General features: G+C 41.6%; 13 protein-coding genes. 6 read left to right on the top strand and 7 right to left on the bottom strand.

What is annotated here, in order from left to right:
* Window positions 1-314 precede the first annotated feature (314 nt).
* From BrL25_RS06280 to BrL25_RS06270, 3 genes are all read left to right on the top strand, one after another.
* Window positions 315-3452, top strand: a complete 3138-nt coding sequence (locus BrL25_RS06280; protein WP_018672684.1) for a DNA translocase FtsK — start codon at window positions 315-317, stop codon at window positions 3450-3452.
* Window positions 3453-3490: 38 nt separating this feature from the next.
* Window positions 3491-3895 carry a hypothetical protein gene (locus BrL25_RS06275; RefSeq protein WP_018672685.1) on the top strand — a complete coding sequence of 135 codons (405 nt, stop codon included), beginning with the start codon at window positions 3491-3493 and terminating at the stop codon, window positions 3893-3895.
* A gap of 167 nt (window positions 3896-4062) precedes the next feature.
* Complete coding sequence (locus tag BrL25_RS06270; RefSeq protein WP_018672686.1) at window positions 4063-4806, top strand: IclR family transcriptional regulator; 744 nt, start codon at window positions 4063-4065, stop codon at window positions 4804-4806.
* A 70-nt stretch (window positions 4807-4876) separates the two neighbouring features.
* Here the strand turns inward: BrL25_RS06270 and rsgA are convergent, their stop codons facing one another.
* The 4 genes from rsgA to moaD form a co-directional block, all read right to left on the bottom strand.
* Window positions 4877-5941, bottom strand: coding sequence for a ribosome small subunit-dependent GTPase A (gene rsgA, locus BrL25_RS06265; RefSeq protein ID WP_018672687.1), 1065 nt, complete (start codon window positions 5939-5941; stop codon window positions 4877-4879).
* A 363-nt stretch (window positions 5942-6304) separates the two neighbouring features.
* Window positions 6305-9022, bottom strand: a complete 2718-nt coding sequence (gene acnA, locus BrL25_RS06260; RefSeq protein WP_018672688.1) for an aconitate hydratase AcnA — start codon at window positions 9020-9022, stop codon at window positions 6305-6307.
* 159 nt (window positions 9023-9181) lie between these two features.
* On the bottom strand, window positions 9182-10210 hold the full coding sequence (locus BrL25_RS06255) for a ThiF family adenylyltransferase (protein ID WP_018672689.1): 1029 nt from the start codon (window positions 10208-10210) through the stop codon (window positions 9182-9184).
* Between the two features lie 39 nt (window positions 10211-10249).
* Window positions 10250-10954: a molybdopterin converting factor subunit 1 gene (gene moaD / locus BrL25_RS06250; protein WP_018672690.1), complete on the bottom strand. Its 705-nt coding sequence runs from the start codon at window positions 10952-10954 to the stop codon at window positions 10250-10252.
* Between the two features lie 255 nt (window positions 10955-11209).
* Here moaD and moaC point away from each other — a divergent pair, with 255 nt between their 5' ends.
* Window positions 11210-11698, top strand: coding sequence for a cyclic pyranopterin monophosphate synthase MoaC (gene moaC, locus BrL25_RS06245; RefSeq protein ID WP_018672691.1), 489 nt, complete (start codon window positions 11210-11212; stop codon window positions 11696-11698).
* Window positions 11699-11782: 84 nt separating this feature from the next.
* Here moaC and BrL25_RS06240 read toward each other — a convergent pair whose 3' ends face one another.
* The 3 genes from BrL25_RS06240 to BrL25_RS06230 all read right to left on the bottom strand — a co-directional run bounded on the left by BrL25_RS06240 (window position 11783) and on the right by BrL25_RS06230 (window position 15465).
* Window positions 11783-13393, bottom strand: coding sequence for a YcdB/YcdC domain-containing protein (locus BrL25_RS06240; RefSeq protein ID WP_018672692.1), 1611 nt, complete (start codon window positions 13391-13393; stop codon window positions 11783-11785).
* The gene (locus BrL25_RS06235; RefSeq protein ID WP_018672693.1) at window positions 13377-13916 is read right to left on the bottom strand and encodes an RNA polymerase sigma factor; all 540 of its coding nucleotides are present in this window, start codon (window positions 13914-13916) and stop codon (window positions 13377-13379) included. The genes BrL25_RS06240 and BrL25_RS06235 overlap by 17 nt, the downstream gene beginning before the upstream one ends.
* Window positions 13917-13992: 76 nt before the next feature.
* Window positions 13993-15465 (bottom strand): YcdB/YcdC domain-containing protein, encoded by a 1473-nt coding sequence (locus BrL25_RS06230; protein WP_018672694.1) that lies wholly within the window; start codon window positions 15463-15465, stop codon window positions 13993-13995.
* 391 nt (window positions 15466-15856) lie between these two features.
* On the opposite strand from BrL25_RS06230, the gene BrL25_RS06225 reads away from it, so the two are divergent.
* Both BrL25_RS06225 and BrL25_RS06220 read left to right on the top strand, forming a co-directional pair.
* A complete protein-coding gene (locus BrL25_RS06225; protein WP_018672695.1) occupies window positions 15857-16327 on the top strand; it encodes a MarR family winged helix-turn-helix transcriptional regulator in 471 nt (156 codons plus the stop codon).
* On the top strand, window positions 16302-19433 hold the full coding sequence (locus BrL25_RS06220) for an efflux RND transporter permease subunit (protein WP_018672696.1): 3132 nt from the start codon (window positions 16302-16304) through the stop codon (window positions 19431-19433). Before BrL25_RS06225 ends, BrL25_RS06220 begins: the two co-directional genes overlap by 26 nt.
* Window positions 19434-19439 lie beyond the last annotated feature (6 nt).

Genomic DNA, 19439 nt, shown 5'->3' with positions numbered 1-19439 from the left:
CTTTTCAAATTGGGTAGTCTTGGATGAATATTCTAGGTTGGAAAATAATTTCCTTCACATGGTTATACGCATGAGAATCCAGATGGTTTCGAAATTTGTTCAAAAAATTGAATTGACGCCTCTCTTTGCACAATTCGTGATAAAATGGATAATGTACCCTTCTGTGCAGCATAGGAAGCAGAAGGATGAGGAATAAAGTGATTCCTCAATATCGCTTCTCTGAAGTTTAGCGGGAAAAGCAGCCAGTTACATAGTGGAAAAGGACAGAAAAGCCAGCTTTTCTAAATTAAGAGAGGAAGAGAGGACTAGTAGAGATGGCTAGTTTGTTTGATCGTCTAAAGAAATTTTGGCAAGAGATGATGGAAGTAGAGGTAGAAGTAGAGGTAAATGAGCAGGGCGATAATCGGGAAGCTAAACACGTTCCTATAGATGAAGAGCAACCGATAGAATTTGTTAGCCGTCAAGCGAGGCAGACTTCTTCTACGAAAGCGCGCACCAAAAATATTTACCCACGCAATCATAACGAGCAGGAGCTAAACGAGTTCATGGAAAGAACGCGTCCACGGTTCTTCCGGTTTCCTGTAGTATCAGACGGTGAATTTGAAAAACAGAGGAAAAGCAAAAGGCATTTGACTGATATGGCTTCTGATAAAATGCCATCGCAGTATCAACGAAATCAACAAAAAAGTGAACAGGGCCTGTGGGATTCAAGAGAAAGTAAGAACAATACAGATTATCTTTTCACGCAACAGGAACGAATTGTTTCTGAGTCAGAAGGTCGTCAGAGATGGAAAGAAGATTCTTTAGAACAACCTATTACAGATAGCTACTCGCGCCGAGGGCAACAGAAGGAACCAGATTCTCGATACAGTAGACCTGCTCAAGCTACTTATCAAGAGGGGCATACGGCTAGCTCTACTTTAAAGGAAGATTATAATCAGTCTGAGCCATACAGACCCAAAAAACCTTTTGCACCCACAGAGCTGTTCTCTCCGATCTACGGGAAGATTAAAGAGGGAGATAACACAGTTAAAAGTGAGCAGGTTCGACAAGCTCGAATTAACGAAGACGGGCAGATCGTGATTGTAACGGTGGGAGAATCGGTTCAGGAGGAAAACCACCAGGAGCAAGAAAAGCTAGAAATCGATTCTTTGAGAGAGCAGGCTGCTGCTTTGGCAGCTCAACGATTACAAGCAGCAAGGCAAGGGAGAATGCCTGAGCTAAGCGTAAAAGAGGAAGTACAGCGTACAGAGCCAAAAGCGTCAGAGGCTGTTGTTAAACCAGAGGTAATAGAGCAAGCTCAGCCAGAAGCGTCAGAAGCTGCTGTTCAACCAGAGATAATAGAGCATGCTCAGTCAGAAGCGCCAGAGGTTGCTGTTAAAACAGAGGTCATGGAGCAAGCTCAGTCAGAAGCGCCAGAGGTTGCGGTTAAGCCAGAGGTAATAGAGCAAGCTCAGTCAGAAGCGTCACAGGTTGCTGTTAAGCCAGAGATAATAGAGCAAGCTCAGTCAGAAGCACCAGAGGTTGCGGTTAAGCCAGAGGTAATAGAGCAAGCTCAGCCAGAAGCGTCAGAGATTGCTGTTAAACCAGAGGTAATAGAGCAAGCTCAGTCAGAAGCGTCACAGGTTGCTGTTAAACCAGAGGTAATGGAGCAGGCTGAGCGATATAAGCCAGCTGTCTCTAACGAACTCGTAGATATAGAGCAACAGGAGCATGTACACGACTTTTCAATACCGGGCACGGAGAGAAAGGTAGAGGAAAAGAAACCAATCTTACCTATTCCCTTTTCCTATGTGGCAGCGGGAGAGGGCAGAACCACTGATGAAGTAGAGATAGCTGGAGCGGAACAGGCACAATCTGTGGAAGAGCTGAAAACACCAACATCATACTCTGCCCAGACCGAAGAACCTGTTTTTCAATCATCGTACTCAGCAGAGTCAGAGCTAGTAGGGCAAGTAACGCAAAGAGTATCCCCCTATACTAGTCAAAATCAATCGGAACAGCTTGCATCTGAGAGTGAGGACTTGTCCGAAGAATGGCCAATGTATGAATTTCCGACGACCGCTCTATTAACTCCTACTGTGGCTTTAAATGAAGATGATTACGAACACACATTGGAGCAAAAGAAATTACTAGAGGAAACCCTCAGTAACTTTAATGTAAATGCAAATGTAGTAAATATAGTCAAAGGTCCATCAGTAACACGCTTTGAGTTACAGCCAGCACCTGGAGTTAAAGTAAATAAAATTACTGGTCTCTCGGATGATATAAAATTAAATTTAGCTGCTAAGGATATTCGGATAGAAGCTCCGATTCCTGGACGAAATGCGGTCGGTATTGAGGTTCCGAATAGTAAAAGTGAGCCTGTATTTATTCGCCGGATACTGGAATCTGACAAATTTAAGAACCATCCTTCGCCACTCGCTATAGCACTAGGGATGGATATTGGTGGAGAGCCAATCGTAGCTGATATTAAAAAGATGCCACACGGCTTAGTGGCAGGGTCTACTGGATCAGGTAAAAGTGTTTGTATCAATTCGATTATTATTAGTTTGTTATTTAAGTCTACACCAGAACAAGTACGATTATTGCTTATCGATCCGAAAATGGTAGAATTGGCACCTTATAATAATCTGCCGCATTTGGTTACTCCAGTTGTTACAGATGCTAAACAAGCAACTGCTTCTCTCAAATGGGCTGTGGAAGAGATGGAAAAACGTTATACTCTTTTCGTCGAGGCTGGTGTTCGGGATATTGAACGCTACAACCAAACGACAGAGGATGAATTGCCGTATATTGTCATTATTATAGATGAGCTGGCCGACTTGATGATGGTCTCACCGCAGGATGTTGAAGACTGTATTATCCGTATTGCCCAAAAGGCACGAGCTTGTGGTATTCATTTATTGCTGGCTACGCAACGTCCATCTGTAGATATCATCACTGGAAATATCAAAGCTAACGTTCCGACACGCCTTGCTTTTGCTGTTTTCTCTCAAATTGATTCTCGTACGATTTTGGATCAGAGTGGAGCAGAACGATTGCTTGGAAGAGGGGACATGCTCTTTTTGGAAAGTGGAACGGCTCCGATTCGTTTGCAAGGAAATTATGTAAATGATGACGAAATTGATGCAGTGACATCTGTAATCAAGAAACAACGTAAGCCCGAATATATTTTTACTAGGGAAGAATTAGAGGCACAAGTCTCATCAATTGAGATGGGAGATGACCCACTGTTCCATGAAGCCCTCGTATTTGTAGCCGAACAAGGGCAGGCATCGGCATCAAGTTTACAACGTAGATTCCGTATCGGATATAATCGTGCTGCTCGTTTAATTGAAATGATGGAGGCTAGCGGTTACGTTGCAGGACAAAATGGAGGTAAGCCCCGTACGGTATTAATTACGGCAGAGGATGCCCAAGCGTTAGGGGAAGGAAGTAATTTATTTTAGAAATCCAGAAAAGCTGCCAACTACTAGGAGGTTGTAAAATGGAAGTGAATCATGATCGAAAGTCATACCAGCTTGTTACAGATGAGCTGGCGCTATTTAATGAAGAGTACTATCTTTCTGTATGGCGTATCTCGATTCCTACAACCCAAGAACTGACAACCTCTGAACGATTTGACACACTGTTTGCCTTTGAACATCCTGATATCGAGCTTTCGGTAGATGTATCGGAGGAAGCGAGGGGAACATGGTACTATCAGCTGTTGGTACCTGCCATGCTGACGACTCCTGACGCCGCTATTCGCCGTATGGGAAAAGGAACAAAAGCTTTATCTGAATATCTTACGCAGCACAACATGCTAACTGAGCATAAGGTTTTACAAAAAGAGGAGATATTTTATTATCTCAAACGCTACAATCCAGGTATAACCATGGAGGTACAGTAAACAAGAGAAAGCTTAAAAGGTATACAACAGTGATCTGCTTACGAGGAGGAGATCACTGTTTTTTTGAAAGGGAAAAAGGGTTACAGCGGTCAATAAATCGGTTATACTTATAAAAATAGAACATGGTTTCACTAGGTGGAACGACCGTGAGAAGGAAGGGAATAGTCATGGAAGAACCCAAGGCAACCGTTCGTAGCGTAGAAAGGGCGTTAGATGTCCTACTTTGTTTTACGGATGCAACGGAATTAGGATTAAGTGAAATCGCTTCTCGGATTAGTTTGCATAAAAGTACTGTACATCGGTTGCTGGCCGCACTTGAAAGCAAGGGATTTTTACAACGCAACGTTCAAACTGAAAAGTACCGTTTGGGATTTCGAGTATGGGAATTATCAGCTAATTTGACCCGTGAGGATGATCCAGCAGTTATTTTATTGCCAGAGATGGAGAAGCTTCGCGATCTATTAGGAGAAACGGTGAGCTTGTATGTCATAGACGGGCTAGAACGAATTCGCATTCAGGCAGTTCAAAGCAACCAACCGATTAGAAGAGTTGCTCCTGTGGGGGCTAAAATGTCGTTGACGGTAGGAGCCTCCAGTAAGGTGCTGGTGGCGTTTGCTGATCAGAGATTGTTACAAGAACTATTAATGGCTCCAAATTGGCCTGATTCGGTAGAGAAGCATCAATACCAAGAGCAGCTAGAGCAGATTAAGCAAGTCGGATTTGCCACCAGTAGTGAAGAACGGGAGGTAGGGGCGGCAGCTGTATCTGCCCCCATTTATGACAAGCAGGGAAAAGTATTTGCCGCTTTGTCTGTTTCGGGGCCGTCCAGCCGATTAACAGAAGAGAAGATGAAGGAAATTGCTGCACCCATCATGCATGCGGCATTTCGAATGGGCAAAATGCTTGTGTAGGAATAAAAAAAGACTCGAGTGAATTGGCTCGAGTCCTTTTTCTTTATTTAAGACAAAGAATCGTACAGGGCTATCGCTTTTTAGGCGCATCACGCATAGATTTCGTTATCTTCTTCCAGCGATTCTTTTCGGCAGTTTGTGCTTGTCTGTTCTCCTTACGTGCTAGAAAGGCTAGCTCGCGTTGTAGCTTTTCATAGTTTTGATAACGCTTGTCTGTGAGCGATCCATCCTCTAGCGCAGTTTGAATGGCGCATCCTGGTTCTGTTGTATGCTTGCAATCGTAGAAGCGACAGCGTTCTGCCAGCTCCTCTATATCTTTAAAGGTATCTGCTAAACCTTCATTGGAATCCCAAAGTTGGAGTTCACGCATCCCTGGAGTATCAATCATTAGCCCTCCAGAAGGTAACAAGAACAACTCTCGGTGGGTGGTCGTATGCTTTCCTCGATCATCACCGCTACGGACTTCCTGTACAACCTGGAGCTGTTGATTGCTTAATGCATTGACTAATGAGGACTTTCCAACCCCAGATGATCCAAGTAAGGCAACTGTTTGCCCAGTTTGAACATAGGGAAGAATCTGCTCCAATCCTTGATGAGCTATAGAGCTAATCGCATAAATCGGTACCCCAAATGCTACGGATTCCACTTCAGCGATCTTGCTCTCAACATCCTCACATAGATCGGCTTTGCTAAGCACAATAACAGGAGTAGCTCCAGATTCCCATGTGACTAGCAGATAACGCTCAATACGACGTAGATTAAAATCTTGATTAAGAGCATTAACTAAAAATACGGTATTTACGTTGGCTGCTACGATCTGTTCTTCGAGAGCATTACCAGCCGCTTTACGTGAAAACTTACTTTGTCGTGGTAAAATAGCATGAATCGTAGCTTTTTGCTCTTTCCAGCGAGGTTGCATTACGACCCAATCTCCTATTGCTGGATAATCTTCTCGATCAAAAGCTTGATACCGCATTTTTCCACTAATTTCAGCGAGTAGTTCGCCACCTTCAGTCATGACGCGATAGATACGTTTATGTTCTAATGTAACCCGGCCCACAATAAATGTAGGATCAGAATATGATGCAAAATGTTGTTCAAAATATTGATTCCAGCCTAATGTTTTGAGATCCAAGGTAGGACTCCTCCTCTAATCATGTATAAAGCTCAGACATGACCACAGAAGAATCCAGTTTTAGGAAATATGCCCGTGTTAACAGGATTCTCTGTGATCCCCACCAACAATTAGATTTTCGACAATGATATTTCTCATAAAACACATCCCCTTTCTAGTACAAGCCGTTTTGTTCCAACAATAGTTTACTACATTTTTCATAATAAAGGAAAAAGGAAGTTATGCATTTTTTCAGACAGTTGTTCTAGTTTCTGTATAGCATATGCTGCAAGCTTATTTTCTCTACTCCTTAAAGTATTGTATAAAAAATCCCCCCACTTATCAGCAGGGGATTTCGTATAAGTCATATCAAATGAAGAAACATTACTTGCTTTCGTTAAACAATTGGCGAAGAACTGTTTGAAGGATACCACTATTTCGATAGTAGTCGATATCAACTGTACTATCTAGACGAGCGATGGTTTCGAATTCAAATGTAGAGCCATCTTCGCGAGTACCTACAACTTTCAAAAGCTGACTTGGTTGAACATTATCGCTTAGACCAATAATATCAAAGGTTTCACGACCTGTTAATCCAAGCGTATGCCAGTTAGTACCTTCCAAGAATTGAAGCGGAAGGACTCCCATACCTACCAAGTTAGAGCGGTGAATACGCTCAAAGCTTTCAGCGATAACAGCTTTGACACCTAACAGGAATGTACCTTTCGCAGCCCAGTCACGGGAGCTTCCAGTACCATATTCTTTACCAGCAATAACCACCAGGTTTTTATTGTCTGCTTGATATTTCATAGATGCATCATAGATTGACATCACTTCATCGGTAGGAAGATATTTCGTTACTCCACCTTCTGTACCTGGAGCTACTTGGTTACGAATACGGATGTTGGCAAACGTACCACGCATCATGACGTCATGAGAGCCACGACGAGCACCATAGGAGTTAAAGTCTTTACGTTCTACACCGTTTGCTTGCAGATAGACACCAGCAGGGCTAGTCGGTGTGATGTTACCAGCTGGAGAGATATGGTCGGTTGTTACGGAATCACCAAGGAGTGCTAAAGTGCGAGCACCTTTGATTTCTCCGATATGACCAGCTTCTTTTTCAAGATTTTTAAAGAATGGAGGCTCCTGAATGTAGGTAGACTTGCTATCCCACTCATATAGATCTCCAGTAGGAGCGTCAATTTTATTCCAGCGTTCATTTGCTGTAAATACATGCTCGTACTCAGCACGGAACAGGTCTGGATTCGTTGCTTTTTTCATAGCTTCATCCAGTTCAGCTGGAGTTGGCCAGATATCCTTTAGATATACAGGCTTACCGTCGTTGCCAATACCGATAGGCTCTGTGGTTAAGTCGATATTTACTGTACCAGCTAATGCGTAGGCGATAACCAATGGAGGTGATGCTAAGTAGTTCGCTTTCACCTGAGCATGAATACGACCTTCAAAGTTGCGGTTACCAGATAGTACAGCCGCTACCGTTAGATCGTTATCAGCAATAGCCTGGCTGGTCTCCACAGGCAATGGACCAGAGTTACCAATGCAGGTGGTGCAACCAAAGCCTACAATATTAAAGCCAATTTTATTTAAAGAATCGATTAGCCCCGCATCTTCTAAGTATTGAGCTGCTACGCGAGAACCAGGTGCCAAAGAGCTCTTAACGAAAGCTGGTTTGGTTAAGCCACGTTCTACCGCTTTTTTCGCTACGATACCAGCAGATAGCATTACGCTAGGGTTAGACGTATTTGTACAGGAAGTAATCGCAGCAATCACCACGGAACCTGTTTTCAATTCAGCCTTTTCCCCGTTTGTGTAGGTAACTTCAGCAGAAGTAGAGATCTTCTCATCACTTAGTCCGAAACCACCTTTTTCAATCGGAGTGCGGATGATGGAGTTAAAGGATTCTTTCATATTAGTTAGTTCAATACGGTCTTGTGGACGTTTTGGTCCAGCAAGGCTTGGTACTACTGTAGACAAGTCAAGAGAGAGCGTTTCGGAATAAACAGGCTCTTCTGTGTCATCTGTGCGGAATAAGCCCTGGGCTTTGGTATATGTTTCAACTAGTTTGATCAGATCTTCGCTGCGACCTGTTTGACGCATATAATCTAGAGTCAGATGGTCAACTGGGAAGAAGCCCATTGTTGCACCATACTCTGGAGCCATATTGGCAACGGTTGCACGGTCAGCAAGAGAAATACTAGATAGACCGGAACCATAGAATTCAACGAACTTACCTACAACGCCTTTTTTACGAAGCATTTGTGTGATGGTAAGAGCTAGATCAGTTGCGGTAGATCCTTCTTTTAAAGTACCAGTCAATTTAAAACCAACGACCTCAGGAGTAACGAAGTAAAGCGGTTGTCCAAGCATACCAGCTTCTGCCTCGATACCGCCGACACCCCAACCAAGTACGCCTAATCCATTGATCATTGTAGTATGAGAATCCGTACCTACCAAGGAATCTGGATAAGCAAATGTTTCGCCATTCACTTCGCGATTAGCAACAACAGATGCTAAGTACTCAAGGTTAACCTGGTGAACAATACCTGTAGCAGGTGGCACGACGCGGAAATTATCAAATGCCGTTTGTGCCCAACGTAGGAAGCGGTAACGCTCCTCATTGCGTTCAAATTCTAAATCCATGTTTGTTGCCAAAGAATCTGCTGAACCGAATGAGTCAACCATAACGGAGTGGTCAATTACCAAATCCACTGGGACAAGTGGGTTGATACGGCGAGGATTTCCACCATTGTTTTTCATTGCCACACGCATAGCAGCCAAGTCTACAACCGCAGGTACACCGGTAAAGTCTTGAAGAACGATACGAGCAGGCATTAGTGGAACCTCTTGATTACTGTCACGGCCCTTCGTCCAGTTTGCGAGAGATGTAACATGCTCCTTTGTTATTGCACGATTATCAAATTGGCGAACTGCAGCTTCCAACAAGATTTTAATGGAGAAAGGTAATTTAGATACCTCACCGATTCCTTGATCTTCCAAACCTTGCAAACGATAGTACTTGTAGGTTTTGTCACCTACTTGCATGGACGATTTTACTTTGTACTCATCTTGAAAAGCCAAAAGAATAACCCCCTTCGAGCAAATAAATTCAACTGTTACATAATTCCTTACCCGTTTGTTTCACTAGATGAAACCACGTTTCGTTTCCGTTGCAAATTTATTATACTCGAAAGCGTGTTACTCTTCCACCCTATTTTCACAAAATAGTAACAAAATTACCTAATTACCGATAAATTTGGCGAATAAGCCACGTGCAATGGCAATATCGTCTGTATTTTGAACGAGCACACGCCCGTCTGGGAAAATTACTAGAGTGTAGGAGTCGATGTGGAATCGCAGTAAGAAACGATTCTGTTCCACTGTCCCTAAGGGAGCGAGCCGTTCTGCTAGTTGAGATAAATCAAGTGTAGTTGTTTCACGAGGACTCAGTTGTACCGTATCTCGACCACATAAGGCTGTAGCTAGCTCATCATCAGGGCTAGTCTCCAGAAATTCAAAATTTCGCTGTCCACAAGTAGGACAGTCAGGACGTTTTGCCTTGAGGACTTTGACTTGTTGATGAGTATTATTCCATAAATCGAAATGCTCCAGATGAGGATTGTAGGCATTTGTTGCCTGTAAAAGGATTTTAAAAGCTTCTGTCGCCTGATAGGAGGCAACAACATGTATGATTGGGCCAATTACGCCAGCTGTATCACATGTGGCGGTTGTACCTGGCTTAGGAGCTTCGGGAAATAGACAACGTAAGCAGGGCGTTTCACCAGGGCGAATAGCGGTATATGTTCCAGTCGCGCTGACAGCTCCACCATAAATCCAAGGGATATTGTATTTAACAGCTACATCATTAATGAGATAGCGAACCTGAAAATTATCTGTAGCGTCTAAAATTAGATCAACATCTGATAAATACTTTTCAGCATGAAAAGCAGTAACATCTGCTACGATGGGTTCCAATGCTACATCTGAGTTTATTTTAGATAATTTCTCATAAGCGGCTATCGCTTTCGGCAAGTGTTGTCTTGCATCTTCTTCGTCATACAGCATTTGACGCTGTAAATTGCTTGGTTCCACAAAATCCCGGTCTATAAACCGTACAAACCCGACCCCAGCTCGTACTAGGTGATTGGAGAGCACTGTTCCCAGCGCTCCCATCCCAACAATGACAACACGACTGTTGCGTAAACGTTCTTGTCCAGCTGCACCGATCGGGGTGAATAAGATTTGTCTAGAATATCTTTTCTCATTCATGGTTGTTATGCTCACTCCATCCTAGCAATAAGAAATACACTATTTTTTCTCACTATCCAAGTCAGTAATTGGATTCCAAGGTCCTAGCTGATGACCCTTCCACTCGTTTCCATCCTCCCATATTTCCTTTTTCCATATAGGGACGATTTGTTTTAAACGCTCAATCGCATAGCGACCAGCTTCAAAGGAATCATTACGATGTGGAGATGAAACAGCAATTACTACCGCGATCTCTTCAATCTGTAGATCACCAATTCGATGGTGGATGGCAACACGTATATTTTCCCAGCGTTCATGGATTTCTGCCTCCACTTGTTTAAGCTTTTCAATGGCCATTGGAATATACGCTTCATATGAAAGATAGACAGTACGCTGACCCTGTGTCATTTCACGTACAGTACCGATAAAAGTTAAAATAGCTCCACAGTTACGGTGAGAAACTAGTTTAATTAACGGTTCTACAGAGAGAGGAGCTTCTGTAATTACAAAACGTGGCTCTTCGCCTCCGCTTACAGGGGGAAGAATCGCTACTTCGTCGTTTTCCTTTATAATAGTATGGTGATCGGCATATTCTTGATTTACCGATACAAAGCAACTGGATAGCAGTTCCTTCAAAGCTGGATACTCATGGGGTAGCTTATCGAGTAAATCTTGTACGGTACTGGAATCAGGCAATTCGATCTGTACGTTATTTTGTCCGGCGCGTTCTGCTAAACCGGCGAATAATAATAGGGTAACCTGCATGTCATTAGCCTCTTTTCTTTCGTTCTGCTTACTATTTTCCGTTTCTCTCTTGAACATACCATATCACTATAGCGAAATGAAGGGAGGAAGCTAAGTCGAGTAGCAATCTCTACCCGTTCTCTTTATGGATAAAGAGGAGCGTAACGCGGAAGATAGGCATTAGTGGCAGTGGATGGATTGTTTGAATAGTCAGGTCGTATACATTAACATAAAATAAATGTAGAAAGAACGTTTGTAAAAAAGGAGAAAACGATTATGTCTACAAAAGATCAACTAACACATTTTAATGAACAAAATAGGGCTCGCATGGTAGATATCTCAGATAAAGATGTTACGCGACGTGAGGCGGTAGCTAGAAGCCGGATTGTGATGAAGCCGGAGACCTTGCTACGCATAAAGGAAGGGAAGATCAGTAAAGGGGACGTACTGGCTGTAGCACAAGTAGCGGGCATTATGGCAGCCAAAAAAACCTCAGATATCATTCCAATGTGTCATCCGTTAGCCTTAACGGGCGTAGATGTTACATATGAATACGAGGGTGAGGATACCATTGGGGTATGGGTTAAAGTGAAAACAACAGGTAAAACAGGAGTAGAAATGGAAGCATTGACGGCTGCTAGTGCTGTGACACTCACTGTCTATGATATGTGTAAGGCAATGGATAAGGAAATGATTATTGGTCCTACCTATCTGGTGAAAAAAACGGGTGGCAAGAGTGGGGACTATGAGCGCTTAGAGGGATAGATTTAATTTTGGATGTAGATTAGCCACAGATTAACCTATAAAAGGAGCCACCTTTCCTAGCAGATAGAGAAGGTGGCTGATTTATTATTCGTTTTCCATTTTCATTTTAAGAAGCAGCCCCGTTTTTGCATCTATAGTATTTGCGTCGGTGTTTTCTGGTAAGACAGTATATACCAAACGGGGGCTGCCGTTTTTGGTAGGCAAGATATATGCTAACTGAAACGGATAGGTCTGAATATAGGTCTGTGTAGCCTCTTTAATCGACAGGATGCTGGATTTTTTAGGTAACGATTCTGGATCAAAAGGGCTACCCTGATAATTCGTGATCGTACCTGTATCCATATCAACTGTGACATGGTAAGGATGACTAATCACAGGAATTCCTTCATAGCTAGGATAAAAGGTAAAAGTAATAAAAGACGTATCAATATTTTCTTTGTTGGTGTCCAGATAAAGCTCCTTTATTTGTGTAGGGACGATATACTTGAGTAAAGCTATCGCCTTTTGCTGAGCTTCTACCTTATTGATTTGAGATGAAGTATGATTTATTTCAGGTTTATAAGCATATTCAAGAAGCTGGCCACTGAACGTATTTACTTCAATACGGCCACGCTTTTCCGTGTCATCTTCCCATTGATATATTTGACTTTGTTTATAGGATGAGCTACTCTGCATGCTAAGTTTTTGTGTGTCCACAGTAAACAAATCAGCTAAGATTGTCTGTACTTCTTCTTCGGACTTAGCAGAAAATTGCTTTCTTGAATCAAGGGGGATAATCTTTCCACTTGATTTATCAAGCAATCTATATGAAGAATCTAACCATTCCCCGCTCTTTGCATCGATATACCCATAGATAGCAGGTTGGTATCCCAATACATACTGATTTTCTCCTGTTTGAAAATAAATAAGTCGCATTTCTTTTTCCAAAATTTCGTCCACTTTCGCTATTGGCAATATATCTTTAGGAAGAGGGAAGTGAAGTGGATCAATATCTTCCGTAATATTACCTTTGATAGTAGAATATACGTCTTTCGTTTGGACATCTATTGATAGATTTATATTTTGATCGAGAATAGGAGTATTATGAACCATCCGATAATATACTACTCGGCTTGTAGCTTTTCCTTTAGTACCAACAAAGCTTTGGAAGCTATTGATAGAATCCCCAAGCCTTTGTTTTAGAAAATCGAACGCTATTTGTTCAAACTCAGTCATTTGATTTTGTTTTACAATAGGCACTTCTTTTTTATCGACAACCGACTCTGATATCTTTTCTTTGATTGGATCAGGATCAGGAGTTGTTGGTACTGGCTTTTGATCTCGATCTGGCACCTGGATCGGAGTGGGAGTAGGAACTGGAACAGTTGGACGAATCGTTGGACCTTTTTTCTCTATAGGAGGTTTGGGAATAGAAGGTGACGGTTCGTTATGTAACGGTTCTTTAACAATAGGCTCTGTTTGTGACCATTCCATTGGCTGATGAAGCAGAGGAGAGCCAAGCCATATCACTAACATCATAGTAGCACCAATACAGGATATTTTCGCAGTTCGAATATACCAGATGTGAGCTCGTTTCTTTTTTGCTAGCCTTTTGATAATCGCTACTTCACACTCTTCCACAAATTGAGACCGTGGCTGTAAATCTTCTCTTTGCTTTAAAGCATGTAAGATCTCTTTTTCACTTGGCAAGCTCATCGTATAATCCTCCCATCGTGGGAATAAGACATTTCTTTTGCATAATCTTCAGGGCACGATGGTAATCGACTTTTACTTTTGCCTCACTACACCCTAAAATTTCCGCCGTTTCTTTAATCGAAAGCTCTCGTAAACCGCGGAGGATGATGACCATTCTATGTTTCGGCTTCAGTGACTGAAAGATTTGCTGTAGGTTCTGTTGTAGTTCTTTTTGCTGTAGTTCTTTTTCAGGCAGTCCAAATGTTGCCGGTATTTTTTTTATCCAATAGTCTGAAAAGACATATTTAAACTTTTTTTTACGATAATGGTCGATTGCTGTATAACGAGCAATAGAAAGTATGTATAGCTTTAGTGGAGAACGTCCATCGTAATTTGACAAAGAGCGGAATAGACGAATAAAAACCTCCTGTGTCAAATCCTCTGCTTCGTTTTGATCGCCTGTAAAAAAGACTAGAAATTGATAGATGTCCTGATAATGAGTACGGTATATATGCTGGATATGTTCCTTTTCGTCTTCCGTCAAGGCATAATTCCCCTCCTGGATAAAAGCCATCCCAAACAACAAGGATGGCTTTGTGGAGTGATAGGTTAATTAAGAATTATTTTTCTACTGGTTCCCCTGTAATTCCATTGATACGCACGTCATTGTCTACTGTATAGGCGATATATGCGTCGCCATCGTTTCCAGTTGTGTTTGCAGTTACGTAGACAAGCTTAAGTGGAGTTTCTTTTAGAAAAGCTTTTGTAGCTGTTTCAGCGTCAATAATTGAATCCTTGTCTGGTAGCTTTTCAGAAGTTTCACCTAGTCCGCTAATTCCCGTCACTTTACCAGTAGCACGGTTCACTGTTACTAAATATGAACGGTCAAGAACCAAGATTCCTGCATGGGCTTGATTGATCTCGTAATGAATTACAATATCAGGATCTTTATTTGTTTTCCAAGATTTGTTAATTAATTCCTCTACATCGTCTCCCAAATACTTTTGAATTGTTTTGACAGCTAGCTTTTGACCTTCTTCCGGAGAAATTTTAGCTTTTGTAGCATTCTTATTTTCATCCTCGATTGCTATATCAAGTACTTGATTATCTTTTGTCTCAACCGAAGCAACTGCTTCTTTGTTTTTATACCATGAATATATTTTATTTCCTTTGGATTCTTTTTCAACTAAGGTCAAACCTGTTACATCAAAACCCAATACGGATTGTAGAGCTTCAGCGGCCTCATCAGCTGATTTAGCTACCAATTTTTTACCACTTTGATTTGCCTGATATGGATCAGAGTAGGACGTGTCCTGAAAGGTACTAATCTTTTCTCCTGTCTCAGCATTCACATAAGGAGTAGCAGGGAAGAAATAAACGACTCTTCCATCATCTGCTGAAATGAATGGGAAAATTATGTTAGCTAACGCTTCTTCCGCTTGTTCCTCACTGATTAGTTTTTGGGGATTTGGAAGATCTTCATCAGAACTAGCTGGGGTTCTCTTTTCCATGCCAATAATATCTCCATTTGGATTTACTTGAAGATAATATTGATCATCTTTAAGTTCAATGCCGTTGAGTACACGATTAAAGGAGATATTAATCCAAGCGTGTCTATCACTAGCGCCATCTCCTCCTCCAATTCCAATTCTTTCTCTGACTGTATACTGATCAGCGTCATCACCAAGTAGCTTTTTCAGAAAAGCTTCTCCTTTTTCCTTGGCCATTTCTTTGTCAGCGGGTTCATCAGAATAAACGTCTTCTTTTCTTATATCGAATTTTTGAATAACTCCTGACTCAGAATCAAGTATGATAACAGCCGATGGGAATTTCTTAGCTTTTACTTTAGAAAGAACAACTTTTGTTTTTCCTTCAGAATACGGTAAAACCTCAATTCGAGTGAACTCTTCTAATTCAGGAAGTATTTCAGTCAATTGCTGTACTGATTTTTTTATTACTTTATTTAACTCCTGTAAGGTTTGTACTTTTCCTGTTTCATCTGTAACGGTTTTGGCACTAGCCCATACCGGAGTTGATGAAAGCATAAGTGCTGCCATAAGACTCAAGACTGTTTTATTCGTAGATTTTTTCATAATTATCTTCCTTTTCTTTTAATTTTTCTTGCTCACATACAAGGTCGAGAATAAAAAAAGAAAAGTTACAATTTTTTTTGGAGAGGATATTTTTATAAAAACCGAAACTTTTTTCAGCCGAGTGACAATATAGGGTGTACGCGTTCACTCCCGCGATTGTCGACAGTCTGATGAAAAAGAATGGAACTTTCTATAATTCATACAAAAAAAACAAATCAATTTTTTGAAAAGAGAAATTTTTTGTAAGGAGATACGTATTATCAGATAGACCAATGACAGAAGCTGTATTTAGCATATGTAGCTTTGGAAATTTCTTGATACAAGATAACCATCATGACATAATGTTTCGTATAGCGAAATAAAAACAGTAGGAGGAGGTTGCCGTGATTCTATGAATGAGCTCTCTGATCGATTGATGGACATGTGGAATTTATACATCGGGATTTTTACGCAAGAGCTGGTGAAGAGCGGCATTACTAAACCTCAGATTATGGTGATTCATCAAGTAAAAGATAATCCGAAGACGATTGGAGAAATCAGTAAAAAGCTAGAATTATCCTATAGCACGGTTTCCGGTATCATCGATCGTTTGGAAAAAGCCAACTTGGTGACTCGCAAGCGGGATCATAATGACAGACGCATGGTCTGGGTTTTTCTGGCTCAGGATTTTTCTCAGCTTCAAAATCGATTTCCTCTAATGAAAGAACAGTATTTACCCGAATTATTTGTGGGAATGAAGGAACACGAGCGAAAACAAATTACTCAATCTTTAGAATTGCTCAATCATTATCTAGAGAAAAAATATCATTCCTTATTAAAGGAGAGAGGGAACAAAGATGAACATTTCAAGGTTTGCGATTAATCGACCCGTAACCATCTTGATGCTGGCAGTAGCCGTCCTCATTTTTGGATTCGTGTCGCTACCCAAATTGGCGGTAGAACTCTATCCTAACCTTAACTTACCGGTTGCTGTTGTAGTAACCTCGGTTGAGGGCGGGACACCTGCATCAGTGGAAAAGCTAGTGACAAAACCTGTGGAGGAAGCATTAGGGACTGTTCCTAATGTAAGTAAAATATCGTCGTTTTCCATGAGTGGAGCCTCGCAGGTTATTGTCCAGTTTAACTGGGGCACAAATATGGACCAAGCCACGTTAAACATGCGTGACAAGGTAGATCAAGTGCGCGGAGCATTGCCGGATACGGCTAAATCTCCACGCGTTCTTAAGCTAGACCCAAATAGTGAGCCAATTATGACGTTTGCTTTAACGGGTAGTGATGACATTACGAAGTTAAAAGAATTAGCTGACAATGTTATTAAATCCAGGATTGAACGCATTGATGGGGTTGCTTCCGTTGGTGTCAATGGTGGGAAGGAACGTATCATAGAAGTAACGCTTGATGCTGACAGAATCACTGCTTACGGTATTACTTTGGAACAAGTACAGCAAGCTTTAATGGGTACTAACCTCTCTGGAGCAGCAGGTATGGTGCGTGAAGGGGATAAAAAGCTTAGTATCCGCGTCCAAGGAGAATATACAACGATTAAGGATATTGGTGAAACACCAGTAGTGGTTGGTCCTTCAACCATTCCGCTAAAAAATATTGCTTTTATCGAAGATACGTATAAGGAACAAACACAGTTTAGTTATTATAATGGGAAACCAACTGTAGGAATTTCTGTTACAAAAGCTTCCGGTGGTAACACCATTAAAGTTGCAGATTCGGCAAAAATAGAGATTGAAAAGCTAAAAGAAAATCTGCCACCAGGTACAGAGATTTCCATGATCACAGATTCTTCCCAGTTTATCAAAGATTCAATTTATACAGTTGCGGAGCATGCCTTGATAGGGGCGGCATTCTCGACTATTATCCTGCTATTGTTTTTAAATAGCGTTCGTTCCGTTTTAATTATTGCGGTTGTAATACCAATTTCTGTTATAGCTACCTTCTGCTTGATGTTTTTTACGAATCAGACAATCAACCTGATCTCTCTTAGTGGTCTAACACTTGGACTAGGTTCACTAGTTGACTTCGCTGTCGTTATTTTAGAAAATATTTTCAGACATCGTCAGGAAGGCAAATCGATGTTGCAAGCTGCTCGCTATGGTTCTCAAGAGGTTGGAACAGCAGTCATGGCTTCTGCTCTTGCGCAAATTTGTGTATTCTTGCCGATCATGTTCGTTGAAGGATTAGCATCTCAATTATTCGGACCATTGGCACTAACGGTTGTGTACTCACATATAGCAGCTCTCTTAGCTTCTATTACGCTTGTGCCTATGATGTCTGCACGAATTTTGAAACGCATCCCGGATGAAGAAATCTATCATTCTGGAACGTATCGCGGCTTCAATCCGATCACTTGGTTTAACATTGGCTTTACGAAAATCTCCAATTTCTATGGAGGTTTCCTAAAATGGGCGATCAAGTGGCGTAAGACCGTTTACCTAGCTGTGGCTCTAATGTTTGCCGGTGCTGTGGTATTGACACCATTTATTGGAGCGGAATTTATTCCATCCATGGATCAAGGAAAAATTACTGTCGCTGCTAAATTAGCTAGCAACACGCAGATTCAGGAAACGGAAAAAGTGATTAGTGAACTTGAAGGTATCGTGAAAAAGGTACCAGAGCTAAAAGAATTGTATGTATCCATTGGGAGTGCAGGTGCATCTGTGTTAGCGAATAGTGCTACCAATCGTGGAGAACTACAGCTTACACTAGTAGATACAAAGGAACGTACACGTACAACAGACCAAGTCATTGAAGATTTACGGAACCAGGTCAAAGGTATACCTGGTGCAGAAATTACTGTCAAACATTTGGATGGCAATGGTGGTATGGGCGGTACACCACTTGAAATAAGCTTACGTGGTGATGATTTAGATGTTCTAGATGATATCAGTAATATCATCTTGGGTGTTGTCAACAAAGTTCCTGGAACAGCAAACGTAACCACTTCTTTAGAAGAAAAAGATCGGGAGTTCCAAGTGGTAGTCGATCGTGAAAAAGCAAGTCAATATGGCCTAAGTACACAACAGGTTCTATCATATGTACGGACGGCTTTTGAAGGGCAAACCTTAACTCGTTATCAAACAGGTGATGATGAGGTGGATGTAAAAGTTCGATTGCCAAAAAGCATTCAGGATGAACCAAAGCATTTAGAACGTCTAACCGTTACAACTCCTAGCGGGGCACAAGTATCAATTGGTGCGATTGCTAAAGTGGAAAAAGTGGAAGTAGCACAAATGGTTAAACGTGCGGATCAAACTCGTGAGGTTTCAATTACTGGTGATACTAGTGGTCGTGACCTGAACTCGATTATGACTGAGGTACAAGGAAAATTAGCTCAATTAAACCTTCCAGACGGTTACCATATCGAATATGGCGGTCAGTCTAAAGATATGGAAGAATCCTTTGGTAGTTTAGGTCTTGCCATTCTCTTGTCTATTGTTCTTGTTTACATGGTTATGGCAAGCCAGTTTGAGTCTCTATTTAGTCCGTTTATCATTATGTTCTCTGTGCCGCCTACTTTTATCGGGGTTGTGGTTGGATTGTTTGTGACAGGTCAACCATTGTCAGTACCAGCCCTAATCGGTTATATCTTGTTAGTGGGTATTGTCGTAAATAATGCGATCGTTCTCATGGATTACATTATTACGGCTCGTAAAGATGGTTTAGATCGAGATGAAGCTATCTTAAAAGCAGGTCCGATTCGTCTGCGTCCGATTATGATGACTACGTTAGCGACTGTGCTAGCGATTACTCCACTAGCATTTGCGGGTGGTTCCGGTAACGAATCACAAGCTCCAATGGCAGTGGTAGTTATTTTCGGCCTAACATTCTCCACGCTAATCACTCTTGTACTTGTACCTGTCGTATATGTCACTTTTGATAACTGGGGTCGTAAGTTCAAGAATCGTTTTAATCGGAAAAAGAAGAATAATACGCCAACTGTAGTAGAAGAAGTGTAATGAGGT

The sequence above is a fragment of the Brevibacillus laterosporus DSM 25 genome (genome assembly GCF_002706795.1).
Classification (GTDB): domain Bacteria; phylum Bacillota; class Bacilli; order Brevibacillales; family Brevibacillaceae; genus Brevibacillus_B; species Brevibacillus_B laterosporus.
The sequence above is the reverse complement of the archived record's forward strand: the minus strand, read 5'-3'. Positions and strand labels throughout refer to the sequence as shown.